Below are 15,186 nucleotides of genomic sequence, written 5' to 3' on the forward strand. Positions count from 1 at the left end.
AATGGTGTTGGCGTGTGGTTTTGTCAGGAATCGGTGGGGAGTTGGCTGCGGTACAGGGCGATGGCTGCTTCCGGGGGGAAGTTGGGGACGGTGGTTGTTTCGCCGGTGTCCTTGGCTACGACGATGTTGGCGCCGCCGGGCGGGGGCGGCATCGGCGGGGCTGTCGGGTCCACTGGTTCGGTGGGCGGGAAAGTGGCGTAGACGAGGTAGCCGATGTCGAATTCGTGGACGTGCATGGGGGCGGGTGAGCCGTCCGCCAGCCGTGGCTGGGCGTATCGGCTGCGGACGATGGCGAGCGCTTCCTCGGCGGTGGCCGGGGGAGTGCTCGGGGGGACAGGCATGTCCTGCGCCATGAAGGTTTCCGTCCTGTTCAGTGCGATTGCCGTACGGGCGGGCGCCCCCGGTCGCTGAAGCAGGCCGGGGGCGCCTGACATCGGTGGTCAGCCCGAGAACGTTCTGTCCTCGGTGAGGTTGCCTTCCTTGTCCCACTTCTGGCGGCTTGCTCGCCTGCCTCGCTCGTTGAACACGGTGTGTTCGGCGAGTTGGCCATTGGGATACCACTTGCGCCAGTCGCCCACGGCCAGGCCGTACCGGGTAAGTCCTTCCAGCTTCATGGTTCCGTCCGGATACCACGCGAATTGCGGACCGGACGGAACTCCCTCGTGGTAGGAGACCAGGCTGGTGATTCGGCCTTCCTGGTCGCGGGAAACGACTTCGCCTGTGACGAGGCCGTCTTCACACAGCACGCGCGCGGCATCATCCCGGTACGTGTCTTCGTATTCGATGCGTACGGTCATTCCGTGTCAGTCCGTTTCGGGGGGTAGTTCGCTGTCCCTGCGCCGGTAGTCACCAATTGTATACTGATGGCGCCCGGCGTAGCTGGGCACATCCCGGAGAATGCCGTGACAGTTCGGGCAGGCCGGCGCCGATTGGCCGGGGAGGTGAATTACGGCTCCCCTGGTCTTCTTGTTTTTCGAAATGGCCTCTTCGATCCAGCGCGGGTCGAACCGCATATCGCTCAGGGCATCACGGCTCAGCGGAGGCGGTGTGGAGCTGTCTCCGTGTTCCGCACGCCAAGCCTGCTCCAGCTGTCGCTGCCGGGCCCAGAGGAGTTCATTCACGGCCTTGACTTCGGCGTGCCGCAGCGGTTCGTCGAAATAAGCCCGACCGATGAGGGCCATCTCCTCCTTGATTACATTCCCGTTCTCGTCCCGCGCCGCCTTGCCGTCCGGACCGAGCCGGTCGCCGATACGGACCTCGTCCTCGCTCTTCATGATCGGATGCACCCAGGCGGCCATGCCGAGGTAGTTGTCCCGCAGGAGCGGGTGCAAATTCTCGGGTTCGATCAGATCGCTCGCGAGGCCATTGAGGCCCTCGGTGATCATTCCGGTGCGGCGGTCAATTGCCAGCGCGGAACAAGGTCCTTCCAGGTTGGCATCCCGCATAAGGGCATGCTGGCGTGCCCGTTCCTCGGACATTTCCTGAATGTATTCGCTGACGGATTTGCCGTCGATGCTGGTGATCAGGCCGTCTTCGTTGACCTTCACCCGGTCGGTGTCGCTGAGGTCGAGCTGCTCCACCAGCCCGCCACGGCTCTTGTCGTCCACCCCGGAATCCAGGTCACGGGTGTCAGGGGTTTCGCCGGGGTCGACGGGGTCGGGGAAATCGGGCTGGGGGTCCACGCGGACATCACCGGCCGACGGCGCTTTGAAGCGCTCGGCCGGGTCCTGTTGCTCGCTCCGGTCGTCGTCGCTGCCGTCGTGATGCTGGTCGTGGCCTTGGTCGTCGTTGCGCTGGTCGTCGTGGCCCTGGTCGGGGTCGGGCGGGTTCGGGTGCTCGCCTGCGGGGTCCGTGGGTTCGGGCAGTGGGTCGTTCTTGTTTGTGTGGTCAGGGGATTTGTGGTCGGCGCCCGCGGGTTCGACTGGGCCTTGCGGGTCGGGGGTCGTGGGGTGCAGCGGTGGTGGCACCTGCGCGGCTGTTCCGTCATCGCTTGTCTCGGCGGCGGGCCTGCCGTACATCATCGGGTTGGGGCTGTTGCGCAGGTGATCGGCGAGGTACTGCGAAATACTCGCGCCGCGATGCGCGGGCACACTTTCGCGGTTGCTCGGCGAGGAGTCCGACGTCTGCCCTTCGGATGGCGTGTGCTGCGGATTGGTTGTGTCGTCGGCGGTCGGGGAGTGGTCCGTGACGTCAGCGGTGTTGTCGGCGGAGGTGTCCGGAGTCTGGTCTGAGGACTTGTCCGGAGTGTTTTCCGGAGCCTTTTCCGCGGTCTTTTCGGCAGACGAGGTGTTGGGGTCGGTCCCGGTCGGCTCGGTAGTGGAGTCCGGCTTGCCGTCGGCCTGCTCGGAGGAAGTGCCGTCGGGCTTCTCCACGGCTTTGTCGGCGTGGAGCGGCTGACGGTCGGCGTCGAGCGGGATGTGCCAGACGTGCTCCGCATTCGAGATGTGGAGCGGGTCCGTGCTGACGGCCCCGGTCTGGGTGTCCACCCAGATGATCTTGCCGTGGTGATTGACCGCGTTGAAGGCGTGACCGCCACCGTTGTTGGGCCAGGCGACCTGCACGATGGCCGCCGCGCCGTGGCCGGCTTGCTGGAGATCGTGTGCGATCCGCGCGGCGGTGTGGGGATCGTCGCCACGACCGGTGTACGTGTGGCGGGCGCCGCTCCAGCGGATCTGGTTCTCGTTGGCGTTGTTCTCGGGGGACCAGGTGTCCGGGGCGCCGTCTGCCGTGGTGTCGGGCGTACGCGGTGCGGAGACCTGGGGGTTGCCGTACCAGGTCTCCAGGAAGGAGCGGGAGCAGTCGGCGCAGTTGTTGCCGCGACCGGAAACCTTGTTGCCGCCGTCGTTCTGCAGCTGGCCCCATGGCTCGAAGGGGTTGGCGAAACGCTGCGGCGTGCCGTCGGGGTTCCGCGGATGGGCGTCCGCCAGCAGTTGCTGGTCACTCGGGTCAGGCGGCAGGAGACCGCCGGTGTCCTGGTTGAGGTCGCCCCGGATGGCGTTCAGGGAGTTGGGGTCGGGATTGGGGTCGGGGCCAGGGTTGGGGTCGGGGTTGGGGGCGGGATGAGGGGTGGGGTCCGGGTTCGGGGCCGAATGCTCGTTTTGCGGATGCGGCTCGGTCTGCTGAGTCGGCGCCTGGTTCTGCTGTGATGTCTGCTCGGGAGTGGGCGTCTGCTGCTGGGGCGGCGTTTGCTGCTGCTGAGGGTGGGAGTTCGTAGTGGGCTGCTGCTGCTGGTGGTGGTCTGGTTGTTGTTGTGGTGTCTGCTGGTTGTGAGGGGCTGGTTGGTGTTGGTGTTGGTTTTGGTGAGGGGCGGGCTGTGGTTGTGGCTGGGTTTGTGGTGTGTGCTGCTGGTAGGGCTGGGGGGACGGGCCCGGCTGTTGCTGAGGCTGGATATATGGGTTGGGCTGTTGTTGGTGGGGTTGCGGCTGGGGGTGCTGCTGGGGGTAGGGCTGCGTCTGGTGTGGTTGTTGCTGGTATGGGCCTGGCTGGTGCGACTGGTGCGACTGGTGCGACTGGTGCGGCTGTTGGGGGTGGTGCGGGCCAGGCTGCTGGGGCTGGTAGGGCTGCTGTTGGGCGTATGGGTTCGGTTGCTGTGCGTAGGGCTGTTGGTGGTGCGGTTGCTGCTGGTACGGCCCCGGTTGCTGGGCGTACGGATTCGGCTGCTGGTACTGCTGCTGCGGGTACGGGCCCGGCTGGTGTGACTGCTGCTGGGGGTATGGCTGCTGCTGGGGCTGCTGATACGGGTTGTGTTGTTGCGGTTGCGGTTGCGGTTGCGGCTGGTGTGGTGATGGCTGGGGGGCGGGGGTCTGGGCCTGGCCAGGGACGTACGGATTGCGGTTGGCGTCGAGGGTCAGGTGCCAGACGCGGTCCGCGTGGGTGTGGATGGGCTGCTGGCTGATTTGCCCGGTCTGACTGTCAACCCAGACGACGCGGCCGTGGTGATTGACGGCATTGAAGACATGCGCGCCACCGCCTGAACCGTCGGCGTTCTTCGGCCAGGTGACGAGGACGGCAGCGCCGGCGCCGTGCCCTGCCTGGCGGAGCTCGTCGGCGATGCGGGCATAGCTGTTCTGCGCGTTGTGCCCGGAGTCGCGGAAGGGGGTGCCCGCCCAGTCCATGATGTTCTGGGCGCCGTCCCGTTCACCGCTGAACCGGTCGAGGTTGCCGTTCTGGTCCTTGTCGAAGGTGCGCGGTGCGGAGACCTGGGGGTTGCCGTACCAGGACTCCAGGAACGAGCGGGTGCAGTCCGCGCAGTTGTTGGAGCGCCCGGGCACGTTGGTGCCGCCGTCGTTCTGGTGGAAGGCCCAGGGCTGGAACGGGTCCGGGTGCAGTTGCGGGGTGCCGTCGGGGTTGCGCGGGATGACGTTCAGCAGCGCTTGTTGGTCATGGGGGAAGGGCGAGTACAGGCCGTTTGGTTGGTGGTTGAGGCTGTTTCGCACGTCCTGGTAGTTCGGGCGCGGTGGGTGCTGGGGTGGCAGTGGCTGCTGCTGTTGGTATGGCTGCTGATATGGCTGGTGCTGTTGAGCTTGAGCTTGAGCTTGGTTTTGGGCGTGGTGGGGCTGATACGGCTGCTGGTACGGCCCTTGGTGCGGCTGCTGAGGGGCTGCCTGCTGCTGGTTCGGGTAGTGCGGCTGCGGTTGTTGCGGCTGCTGGTAGGGGTTGGGCTGGTGGTTCTGCAGGGTGGGCTGGTGCGGCTGCTGATGGGGTGCGGCCTGATGGGGCTGCTGGTACGGGGGGTTGGGCTGCTGGTACGGATTGGGCTGGTGGGGGCCGGGCTGGTGCGGTTGTTGGTGAGGGTGGGGAAAGTTCGGGTGCGGTGCGGCGGGTTGTTGGGCCTCCGGCCGGGGCCGGTCACGGTCGGGGCGTGACGGTTGCGGGCCTGCCGCGTCGGGGTGTGTCCCATCGGGGTGTGGCCCGTCGGGCCGGTGGGAGCCCTGGGGCTGGGGGTTCGGCTGGGAGGCTTGGGCATGCTGACGGGCGTCCGTACGGGAGGCGTCGGAGGCTGGAGAATCGGAGTGCGGAGTGCCCCGTTCCGGGCGCGGATGACCGTGGTCCGAAGGGGTGTGGTCGTCCCGTTCCGGCTGTGTGCGGTCGGCCGGGGTGGGGCCGTCCAGGCGCGGGTTGTGCGGCGGGGCTTCGGGACGGGGCTGCTGGGTTTGGGCGTGGATGACCTGCGAGCCGTCGGGGCGGCGGTTGTCGCGCGGCGGGGTGGTGGGGGTGTCACGGCGCGGGCCGTCCGGACGCGGGGTGTACGGGGGACGATCCGGCCGGGGCTGTTGCGCGGCGTCCTGGATGGGGCGGCGGCCGTCGGGGCGTCGGTCGGCTTGCGGTGCGGTGTTGGCGTTGGAGGGTGTGCTGCTGCGGGACGGGGTGGAGTTCGCAGGGGTGGGGCCGGCCTGGGGCGGCATGGCGGTCGGCATGCCCATGGCTGGTCCCGCATTCTGCGGGGTGTTCTGCTGGGGGGCGGGTGCCGGGCCCGCATCCGGGGTGGGTGTGGGGGTGCGGGTGGGCGGCGGGGCGGTTGCGGTGTCCGCGGACTGGGTGATCAGTTCGGTGTCGTCCCGCATATGGGGCATGGGGTTGCCCGGTGCCGGGTCGCGCTGCTGTATGGGCTGGCCCGAGGACGGCGAGTGCTGTACGGGGGCGCCCTGGGGCGGTGCGCTGACGTGTGGCGTGGCGGGACGGCCGCTGCCGGTGCCGCTGGAGCCGTTGTCGTCGGGGGTGGAACTGGAGCCGTCGTTGCTCGGCGGGTTGCCGCTGATGGGGTCCGGTGCAGAGGGTGCAGAGGAGGCAGGTCCGGGGGAGGGCGTGGTGGTGGGGGTGTCGTGGCGCGGCGCGGATTGGTCCGACGTTGAACGGTCCGGGGCCGGGCCGGCGTCGGGCGCCGGAGCGGGGGCGGGTGCCGCGTCCGGATGGGTGGGGGGTGGCGGCCCCGGTGCGGGCTGAGTGGAGAGGTTGTCGGGGTTGGGGCGCGCGTGGTCCGGGGTCGTGTCCGGGGCGGGCTGGGTGGTGACGTTGTCGGAGGTGGGGCGGGCCGCCTCCGGGGTGTGGTCCGGAGCCGGTTGGGTGGTGAGGTTGTGGGGGTTGTTGTCCGGGTTCGGGCGTGCGGAATCCGGGGTGTGGTCCGGGGCCGGCTGGGTGGAGACGGCGTCCGGGGCAGGGCGGTGGGAAGCAGAGTCCGGGGCGGCGCCGGAGTCATTGCGGGCGGAGGCGGTGTCGGGGCGTGTGTCGCCTGCGTCCGGGCTGTGCCGGTCGGCTCCCTGGTAGCCGGAGTCGAAAGGCGAGCGCTGGTCCGGGGGCGGCAGTGGCTGTGCCGTGGGGCGGGAGGGCGTGCCGTCTGAGCCGTTGGCGCCGGAGTGGCCCGTTCCGGAGGACGCACCGGCACCGGACGGGTGGGAGCCACCGTCCGCACCGCTCCCACCGGGCCCGCCGGAGTCCGAGCCGGACCCGGCATGCGTACCGGACCCGGGGCCCGAGCCGCCCGCACCCGTACCCGAGCCGGGACCCGAGCCCGACCCGGAACCGGAACCCGACCCAGAACCGGAACCCGACCCGGACCCGGAACCAGCCCCCGAGCCGCCGCCGCTGCCACTACCGGAACCGGAACCGCTCCCCGAGCCGCCACCGCTCCCCGAGCCGCCACCGCTCCCCGAGCCACCGCCATCCCCCGAGCCGCCCCCGGTTCCGCCTCCGCCGCCGTCATCGCCATGGCCGGCGGCGGAGTCCAGGCCGTGGCGGGCACGGCGCCCGGCGCGGCTGCCGGCGCCGTCGCGCAGGGATTCGCCGAGGGTTTCGCCGGTGTTCTTCAGCGCGTCCTTGCCGGCCTCGACGCCCTTCTTGGTGGTGCGTCCGAGGTCATAGCCGTTCTGGGCGCCGAAGTTCTGATTGACGGTCTGCGCGATGAGGTCGGAGGCCATCGCCTCCAGCGCGGAGATGACCGGTTCCTTGGCCGCCTCCATGATGGCGTCCAGGAGTTGTTTGGCGACCTCTTTGAGGATGCGGCGCACGATCTCGCGGGTGGCCAGAGTACCGGCGGCGGCGCCGATTTCGGACAGGCCCAGGGTGAAGGGGGCGGCGGCCTGGGCGGCGATGATTTCGGCAGCCAGGATGACCAATTGGGCGATCACGGCGATTTTCATGCCGACGACCAGAGCGGCGGCGGCTTCCAGGGTGAAGGCGATGATTTCGGCGGCCTGGCGGGCGTCGTCGAAGTAGCCGGAACCGTCGGCGAACTTGTCCCAGGTCTTGCTGAAACCTTCGATGGAGTCGCCGGCGTTCTCGGACAGGACGTTGGCGGCGGCGCTGTTTCCGCGGGTCTGGTGGCCGGCGACATCAGCGGCGAACTGGCGCCAGACCTGCGCGCATTCGATGAGCTTGTCCTCGTCGGCATGCGGCCAGTTGAAGCCGAGCATGTCCAGGACCCATTCCAGCGGATCCGGCAGCATGAGAGACAAGGTGGAGCTCCCCCGTGAAAGTACGTGAAGGTACGTGAAAGTGCGGGTACGGCCGGCCGGTGAACGGTGACCGGCGGCAGTGATCGTGCTTGACGGCGATGCGGACAGCGGCGGCGACGGCGTGGCGGACAGCGGCGATGACAGCGAGGCGGACAGCGGTGAGGCGCGGGACCGTGAGCGGTGGAGGCGGTGGGGCTGCTGCCCCGCGCGGCCGAAGCTGCTGCCCCGCGCGGCCGAAGCTAGCCCGTAACCCCCGTACCACCACCCGGCCCAAGGCTCGGCCGGCCCGTGAACTCGGTCCGCCCGCGGACTCACTCGGCTCGCGAGCCTGTCCGCCTCACCCTCAGTGCGGCCTGGGCCCTTCCAGCCGCGAGACCAACTTGTCCGACCCGCCCGCCTGCGGGTTGGGCACGTGCTGCTTGATCAGCGACTCGCTGAAGTCCTCGGACTCCGCGTAGTTCTTCGACATCGAGGTCAACGCCTTGCCGATCTCCTGGAGCTTCGAGGACAGGTGCCCCATCGACTCGTACATGCCGTCGCGTACGCCCTCGTAGACGACGCCGAACTTCTCGCCGATCTCGTCGTCGCCCCACGGCGGCATGTCGGCCTTGCTGGCGAACGACGTCAGCCCGCTCGTGAACTGCTCGCCGAAGGACTTGTCCGGCTCCTTCTGCCCGCCCGCCGGCGGCGTGCCCGGCGGACCCGCGCCCAGGGCGCTCAGCCCGTCCATCAGCCGCTTGACCGAGTTCTGAAAGTCCTCGCCCAGCTTCACGAAGCTGGTGCCCTCGGCCTTCAGCGACTCCGTATCCGTCTGGAAACCACCCGCGCCGCCCATGACGTCCCCCGTCGTAGTGCTCGTCTGCATTCGGTACTCGATGTGTTCTGCCCGGCCGAGCCTACGGGGGCGTGTCGACAACCCGCCATGGACCGTCCGACTCCGCGACGGCGAAGACAGCCGCGAAGGCCGGGCCGAGGCTTATCGTGCCGGGATGAATCAGGGCGTACCCGGGCGCTGCAACCGGTGATAGAACTCCACGGCGGAGTCACGCGGGTAGTTGGGCAGGAACGTCACTTCGCCATCGGCCTTGGAAATGACGACATTGCTGCCTCCGGGACAGGGCGGCGGACTGTTCGGGTCGTCGTGGACCGGGTATCCGGCGTAGATGAGATAGCCGATGTCGAATTCGTGCACATATAGCCCGACCGGCCCGTTGGGGGAACCGACCGGGGGGAAATGCGTGCGTCCGATCTCCAGGGCGTGGTCGGCGTCGGCCGGGACGACCGGTGGCGGGGACGGGGGGAGGGGCGGAGGGTAGGGCGGCGGCGCGGCGAGTGGCTGGGAATGTGCGTCACCGGCCGGGACCCCCGCGGTATCCCCCACAGGGTTTTCGCCCGAGTTGTTCGGGTCCGTCATAGAACTTTCTCCCCCTTGCGCGAGCGTCACGACGACTGAACGGATGCCTGAGTTCAACTTAACGGACGCGGATGAGCCAGCTGTGGTTTCAGGGACCGCCGGCCGACGGTACCCGGCAGTGTCGGCCCGGCGGCCCGGCGGCCCGGCGGCCCGGCGCCCGGCGGCCCGAGGGCAGAGGGCGGAAGCGCCCGCGCATCCCTGGCGCGAGGGAAAGGAGGCCGTACGGCATCGGGAACACCCAGCCGCGCCCCCATCCACCGCCAAGACATGTGCAAGGCGGCAAGGTATGGCTAACCTGATCATGTGACCCGGTTTCACCAGCTGGCCGGCGCGGCCGGTCCCAGTGCATTCGAGGCTACGCATGAGGCGTACTTCGCGTCGATCGCGCAGGTCGACGAATGCCGCGACGGCACCGTGCGGCATCGGCTGCGGCCCGAGGTCGGGGACGGGACGATCGAGGTGACGTCGCTGCGGAGCGGGTTTCACATCGTGCGGTACGACGTCGCGTTCGCGGGCGGGCACCAGGTCGGGTTCGCCTTTCCCGGGGACCACTTCGAGCTGGAGCACTGCGTCGACGGGCGGATGCACATCAGCGAGAGCAGCACCGGTGCCGGGGATCTGCAGGCCCGGTCGGTGTCGTTGAGCCCGCGGTGTGCCACCGACGGTGTGGTCGAGCACGGTGACGGGGAGCGGTACCGGGCGGTGTCGGTCACGGGGACCTGGACCGGGCTGGAGTCCTATCTCGGGGGGCTCGGGGCGGGGGAGCTGCCGGCCATCGGGCCGGAGCGGGTGGCGCGTGAGCGGTATCTGGGCCGGTCCACCGCGTTGCGTCCGGTGGCCGGACCGCTGGAGGAGATCTTCCTGCACCGGCGGACGTCTCCGGGGCGCCTGCTGTTCATGGAGTCCCGGCTGGTGGCCGCGCTGGGGGCGCTGATCGACGGGCTCACGGCCACCGTGCCGTCCGAGGAGGGCGGGGACCTCGCGCTGGACGATCACGAGGTGGTCGCGTTGCGCCGGGTCCCCGAGATGCTCTGGCGGGAACGGCACGCGCCGCCGACGCTGGCCGAGGTGGCCCGTGCGTCGTCGATGTCGGTGCGGCGTCTGGCGACCGGGTTCCGCGCGCTGTACGGGATGTCGGTGATGGAGTATCACCGGCGCCGCTGTCTCGACCGGGCGGCTTCGCTGCTCGTCGAGACCGACTGGCCGGTGGCCCGGATCGGGCACGAGGTCGGGTACGCCTCGCCCAGCAACTTCGGTTACGCCTTCCGGCGGGACCGGGGGATCAGCCCCGCCCGGTTCAGGCGGGCGCACTCCTGAGAGAGGGAGCGGCCGGACGGGCCCGTGGGCGGACGGCCGGCGGTTGCCGGGAGGGCGTCGCGCTCCACATTTCCGGGGGCTTTGCTCCACACCGTGATACGGGCCCGGCGCCGACGATGGGGTGAGCAGCGGTCGCACCGGCCGTCGTTGCCGTCGTCAGGATCGCACTCGATGCCCCTGTCGGCGCAGCCATGCCGTCAGCAGAAAAAGTAAGGGTAGCCTTGCCTAACTCGGCCGGTATCCCTCAGGAATCCTCGGATGGAGACCGATGACCGTCAGTATCGAATCCGCGCCCCCGCGGACCGGAACGGGGCGACTGATCATCGTCCTCGGCGGACTCTCGGCGGTGTCGCCGTTCGCCATCGACATGTACGCGCCCGGCTTCCCCGAGATCGTCACCGCGTTCGGCACCTCGAAATCGGCCGTGCAGATCTCCCTGACGGCCTGTCTCATCGGGCTCGCCGTCGGGCAGCTGCTGCTCGGCCCGATCAGCGACGCGATGGGACGCCGGCGGCTGCTCCTGGCCGGCTCCGGCATGTTCGCCGTGTTCTCCCTGGTCTGCGCGGTCGCCCCGTCGATCGCCGTGTTCGACGTGGCCCGACTGCTCCAGGGGATCGCGGGCAGCGCGGGGATCGTCCTCGGGCGGGCGGTCGTCAGCGACCGGTTCACCGGCACCCACGCGGCCCGCCAGCTCACCACGCTGAGCGTGATCGGGTCCACGGCGCCGGTGCTGGCACCGGTCATCGGCGGCCTCATTCTCGGCGTCGGCTCCTGGCGCCTGGTGTTCGTGGCGCTGGCCGCGACCGGGCTGCTGCTGATGATCGCGATCCGGGCGTGGGTCCCGGAGTCGCTGCCCGTCGAGCGGCGCCGCACCGGCGGCCTGCGGACCGTGTTCGCCGCGATGGGCGGACTGCTCCGGCGCCGCGAACTGGTCGGCTACCTCCTCGCCATGGGGTGCGGCCTGGGCGCCCTGTTCGCCTACATCACCGGCTCGCCGTTCGTCTTCGAAGGCGGCTACGGCCTGTCGCCGACGGCGTACAGCCTCGTCTTCGCCACGAACGCGGTGGGCACCGTGGTGGCCGGCGCGATCTTCGGGCGGCTGGCCGGGCGGGTACGCCTGAACCTGCTGCTCGTCATCGGAGTGGTCATCACCGTGGTCTCCCTGGCCACACTGGTGACTCTGCTCTCCGTCGGTGTCGACACGTTCCCCACCACGTGGGCCTGCCTGTTCGGCCTGACGTCCGGGTTCGGGCTGCTGCTGCCCGCGTCGATCACCATCATCCTCGCGGTCGGCAGCGATGCGCCCGGAGCGGCCTCCGGCCTGCTCGGCGGCGCCCAGTTCGTGCTCGGCGCCGCGGCCGCGCCGCTGCCCGGTGTGCTGGGCAACACCACCGCCATGTCGACGGCCGTCGTGGTGCTGGGCTGTGTGCTCGTCTCCGCGGTGGCCCTGCTCACCCTCGCCCGGCCGTGGCAGGGGCATGGCGAGCCGGCCGGTCAGTCGTCCTGAGGGCGACGTATGCGGGGTATCCCGGGGCCTGTGACGCGGATGCGTCCGGATGCCCGGTGACGCGGACGTACCCGGTGCCCTGTGACGTACCCGGTGTCCCGCGGCGAGTCCGGTGCCCCGCGACATATCCGGAGTTCCGTGACGTACCGCGACGTACCTGAGAAGGGAAAGCCCGTGACCCGTACGGAAAGTCAGCTGACCGCCACTACGGCGCCCGTCGAGGAATTGGAGATAGCCCGCGGCTGTCCCTACGCACCGAACGCGCAGCACGTCGGATTCCAGCAGCAGGGCCGGCCCGTCAAGGTCTCCTTGGCGAATCTGGCGCCCGGTGCGCCGGTGTGGGCGGTGAGCAGCCACGCCGACATCCGTACGATGCTCATCGACAGCCGGTTCAGCGCCGACCGGCAGAAGCAGGGATTTCCGTTCCAGGTCGACGGGCAGCCGGGGAATTTCCGCCGGACGATGATCTCCATGGACGGGCCGGAACACCGGGACGTCCGGCGTTCGGTGACCGCCGAATTCACCCTGAAGCGCATGAAGGCGTTGCAGCCGCGTATTCAGCAGATCGTGGACGGCTGCCTCGACGCGATGCTGGCCGGGCCGAAACCAGCGGATCTGGTCAGCGCGCTCTCCCTGCCCGTTCCCTCGCTGGTGATCTGCGGGCAGCTCGGGGTGCCCTACGAAGACCACGACTTCTTCCAGGCCCGTTCCAACAAGCTGCTGCTGCGCGGCGCGTCCGCCGAGGAGCGGCTGCGCGCGCTCGACGAACTCCTGGAGTTCCTCGGCGGCCTCATCGCGGAGAAAGAGACCGCGCCGACCGACGACCTGCTCGGGCGGCAGATCGTGCGACTGCGTGAAGAGGGGACGTACCGGCGCGAGGATCTGGCCCGGATGGCGTTCCTCCTCCTGGTCGCCGGGCACGAGACCACCGCGAACATGATCTCGCTCGGTGCCATGGTCCTGATGGACCGGCCGGAGGACGCGGACGCCCTGCGTGCGGACCCGGGCAAGATCCCGGTCGCCGTGGAGGAACTGCTGCGCTACTTCACCATCGCCGAGTTCATTCCCACCCGCGTGGCCACCGAGGACGTCGAACTCGGCGGGTCCCTGATCAAAGCGGGGGACGTCCTGGTCGCGCTCTGCAACGTGGCCAACCGCGATCCCGAGGTGTTCCCCGGCGGCGACGAGCTGGACATGCAGCGCGGCGCGCGCCACCAACTCGCTTTCGGTTTCGGCGCGCACCAGTGTCTCGGGCAGAACCTCGCCCGTATGGAACTGGAGATCGTCTACTCGACGCTGCTGCGCCGTATCCCCACCCTGCGCTCCGCGATACCGACCGATGAGCTGCCGTTCAAACACGATGCGGACATCTACGGAATTCATGAATTCCCGGTTGTCTGGTGACGGGGTGAAGTGGTGGCGGGGAGGCGTAGTGACGTAGTGGCAGGGTGGCGGCGGACTGTCGAGGACCTGTCGCTCTACGTCGCTCGCTGCACGTCGCTCATTTGACGCCGAGCGCTTGCATCGCGCCGAGCGCTCTCAACGATGCACAGAACATGTCCACTGACTCAGACTGAATCAACGCGTCCGAGGAGATGAAGATTTCATGTGCGGCATAACGGGATGGGTGGACTTCGAACGTGACATGAGCGGCGCGCGGGACGTGCTGCGGGACATGGCCGATCCGATGGCCTGCCGGGGCCCGGACGCGCAGGGATACTGGACGGACACCCACGTCGGGTTCGGTCACCGGCGCCTCGCGGTCATCGACATCGAGGGCGGGGCCCAGCCCATGACCGTCGAACAGGACGGCCGGGAGCTGGTGGCCGTCACATACAGCGGCGAGGTGTACAACTACCGCGAACTGCGGGCCGAGTTGCGGACGCTCGGGCACCGTTTTCGCACCGAGAGCGATACCGAGGTCGTCCTGCACGCCTATCTGCAATGGGGCGCGGCCATGGTGGACAAGCTGAACGGAATGTTCGCCTTCGCGCTCTGGGACGCCCGCAGCGAGGAACTGGTCCTCGTACGCGACCGGCTCGGCATCAAACCGCTGTACTACTACCCGACGGGCCGGGGAATCCTGTTCGGCTCCGAGGCCAAGACGATTCTCGCGCATCCCGAAGTGCGTCCGGTCGTGGACCAGGACGGGCTGTGCGAACTGCTGGCGAGCGTGAAGACCCCGGAGCACGCGATTTTCCAGGGCATGTACGAACTCCGCCCCGGCCATCTGCTCCGCTTCGGCCGCACGGGGCTGCGTATCCACCGCTATTGGGCCCTTGAAGCACGCGAGCACACCGATGATCTGGACACCACCGTGCGGACGGTGCGCGAGCTGCTCGAAGACATCGTCGAGCGCCAGCTCATCGCCGACGTCCCGCTGTGCACCCTGCTTTCCGGCGGGATGGACTCCAGCGTGGTGACCGCCCTCGCCGCCCGTTCGCTCGCCGCGCGCGGAGCCGGCCCGGTCCGCTCGTTCTCCGTCGACTTCGCGGACAACGACCGGGATTTCACCGCGAACGTGGTGCACAGTTCCCCGGACGCCCCGTTCGCCGCCGAAATGGCCGCCCACGTGGCGGCCGATCACACCAATCTGGTGATCAGCCTGGAGGAACTCGCCGATCCGCGGACCCGTGCCGTGGTGCCGAAGGCGCATGACGCGCCGGCCGCGATGCTCGGTGACGGCTGCGCCTCGCTGTATCTGCTGTTCCGGGCGATTCGCGAACGCTCGACGGTGGCCCTGTCCGGAGAGGCGGCCGACGAACTCTTCGGCGGCTACGGATGGTTCCACGCGCCCGAGCTGCGCGACGCCGAGACCTTTCCCTGGGTGGCCGCCGGATACGACCTGATGCCGGTGCTCTCCGGGCTGCTGGACCCCGAATTGATCGCCGAGCTGGACATCGAGGGCTATCGCGCCCGGCGTTACGCGGAAGCGCTGGCCGAGATTCCGGTACTGCCCGGTGAGGACGCGGCGCAGCGGCGCATCCGGGAGGTGAGCTATCTCGCCATCACCCGCTTCGTGCCGTTCCTGCTCGACCGAAAGGACCGGATGAGCATGGCGGTCGGACTCGAAGTACGCGTACCGTTCTGCGATCACCGGCTCGTCGAATACGCCTTCAACGTGCCGTGGTCGATGAAGTTCTTCGACGGCAAGGAGAAGAGCCTGCTGCGGGCGGCGACCCGCGACCTGCTCCCGGTCAGCATCGCGGAACGCAAGAAGAGCGCGTATCCGATCAGCCACGATCCCCGCTACGACGCCTCGCTGCGGGACGAGTTCGACCGGCTGGCGTCCGACCCCGGCGCACCGGTGCACTCCCTGATCGACCGCGGCGGCATCCGCCGGAAGCGGGCGGACGGCTGGCCGGCCCGCGCCGGGCTGGAATTCATGGTCCAGCTCAACAGCTGGCTGAAGACCCACGAACTGAAACTCTGACGCCCGGCCCGGGCCGCTCGTACCCGGGTGCCCGCGCGAATCCCGATGCCGGCCCCGGTCAGCC

General features: G+C 69.1%; 9 protein-coding genes. 4 read left to right on the top strand and 5 right to left on the bottom strand.

The features are described 5' to 3' along the window. Nucleotides 1-23: 23 nt before the first annotated feature. The 5 genes from ACFV57_RS28260 to ACFV57_RS28280 all read right to left on the bottom strand — a co-directional run bounded on the left by ACFV57_RS28260 (nucleotide 24) and on the right by ACFV57_RS28280 (nucleotide 8,865). Nucleotides 24-341 (bottom strand): hypothetical protein, encoded by a 318-nt coding sequence (locus ACFV57_RS28260; RefSeq protein ID WP_385238068.1) that lies wholly within the window; start codon nucleotides 339-341, stop codon nucleotides 24-26. 99 nt (nucleotides 342-440) lie between these two features. After that, nucleotides 441-797: a toxin-antitoxin system YwqK family antitoxin gene (locus ACFV57_RS28265; RefSeq protein WP_385238070.1), complete on the bottom strand. Its 357-nt coding sequence runs from the start codon at nucleotides 795-797 to the stop codon at nucleotides 441-443. Between the two features lie 6 nt (nucleotides 798-803). Next, on the bottom strand, nucleotides 804-7,442 hold the full coding sequence (locus ACFV57_RS28270; RefSeq protein ID WP_385238072.1) for a toxin glutamine deamidase domain-containing protein: 6,639 nt from the start codon (nucleotides 7,440-7,442) through the stop codon (nucleotides 804-806). A 352-nt stretch (nucleotides 7,443-7,794) separates the two neighbouring features. After that, a complete protein-coding gene (locus tag ACFV57_RS28275) occupies nucleotides 7,795-8,316 on the bottom strand; it encodes a hypothetical protein (RefSeq protein ID WP_385238074.1) in 522 nt (173 codons plus the stop codon). A 129-nt stretch (nucleotides 8,317-8,445) separates the two neighbouring features. Then, a complete protein-coding gene (locus ACFV57_RS28280) occupies nucleotides 8,446-8,865 on the bottom strand; it encodes a hypothetical protein (protein ID WP_385238076.1) in 420 nt (139 codons plus the stop codon). Between the two features lie 303 nt (nucleotides 8,866-9,168). Here ACFV57_RS28280 and ACFV57_RS28285 point away from each other — a divergent pair, with 303 nt between their 5' ends. The 4 genes from ACFV57_RS28285 to asnB all read left to right on the top strand — a co-directional run bounded on the left by ACFV57_RS28285 (nucleotide 9,169) and on the right by asnB (nucleotide 15,122). After that, nucleotides 9,169-10,182, top strand: a complete 1,014-nt coding sequence (locus ACFV57_RS28285) for a helix-turn-helix transcriptional regulator (RefSeq protein WP_385238078.1) — start codon at nucleotides 9,169-9,171, stop codon at nucleotides 10,180-10,182. Nucleotides 10,183-10,450: 268 nt separating this feature from the next. Beyond that, nucleotides 10,451-11,689 carry a multidrug effflux MFS transporter gene (locus tag ACFV57_RS28290; RefSeq protein ID WP_385238080.1) on the top strand — a complete coding sequence of 413 codons (1,239 nt, stop codon included), beginning with the start codon at nucleotides 10,451-10,453 and terminating at the stop codon, nucleotides 11,687-11,689. Between the two features lie 174 nt (nucleotides 11,690-11,863). Continuing rightward, complete coding sequence (locus ACFV57_RS28295; RefSeq protein ID WP_385238082.1) at nucleotides 11,864-13,093, top strand: cytochrome P450; 1,230 nt, start codon at nucleotides 11,864-11,866, stop codon at nucleotides 13,091-13,093. A gap of 202 nt (nucleotides 13,094-13,295) precedes the next feature. Next, entirely contained in the window at nucleotides 13,296-15,122 is a 1,827-nt protein-coding gene (gene asnB / locus ACFV57_RS28300; RefSeq protein WP_385238083.1) for an asparagine synthase (glutamine-hydrolyzing), read from the top strand. Nucleotides 15,123-15,186: the final 64 nt, after the last annotated feature.

Source organism: Streptomyces sp. NPDC059788, assembly GCF_042732265.1.
GTDB lineage: Bacteria > Actinomycetota > Actinomycetes > Streptomycetales > Streptomycetaceae > Streptomyces.

Bases quoted from the DNA above. Each gene is read 5' to 3' on its own strand.
- ACFV57_RS28265 (WP_385238070.1), bottom strand. From the start codon at position 797: ATGACCGTACGCATCGAATACGAAGACACGTACCGGGATGATGCCGCG.
- ACFV57_RS28280 (WP_385238076.1), bottom strand. From the start codon at position 8,865: ATGACGGACCCGAACAACTCGGGCGAAAACCCTGTGGGGGATACCGCG.
- ACFV57_RS28290 (WP_385238080.1), top strand. From the start codon at position 10,451: ATGACCGTCAGTATCGAATCCGCGCCCCCGCGGACCGGAACGGGGCGA.
- ACFV57_RS28275 (WP_385238074.1), bottom strand. From the start codon at position 8,316: ATGCAGACGAGCACTACGACGGGGGACGTCATGGGCGGCGCGGGTGGT.
- ACFV57_RS28260 (WP_385238068.1), bottom strand. From the start codon at position 341: ATGCCTGTCCCCCCGAGCACTCCCCCGGCCACCGCCGAGGAAGCGCTC.
- asnB (WP_385238083.1), top strand. From the start codon at position 13,296: ATGTGCGGCATAACGGGATGGGTGGACTTCGAACGTGACATGAGCGGC.
- ACFV57_RS28270 (WP_385238072.1), bottom strand. From the start codon at position 7,442: ATGCTGCCGGATCCGCTGGAATGGGTCCTGGACATGCTCGGCTTCAAC.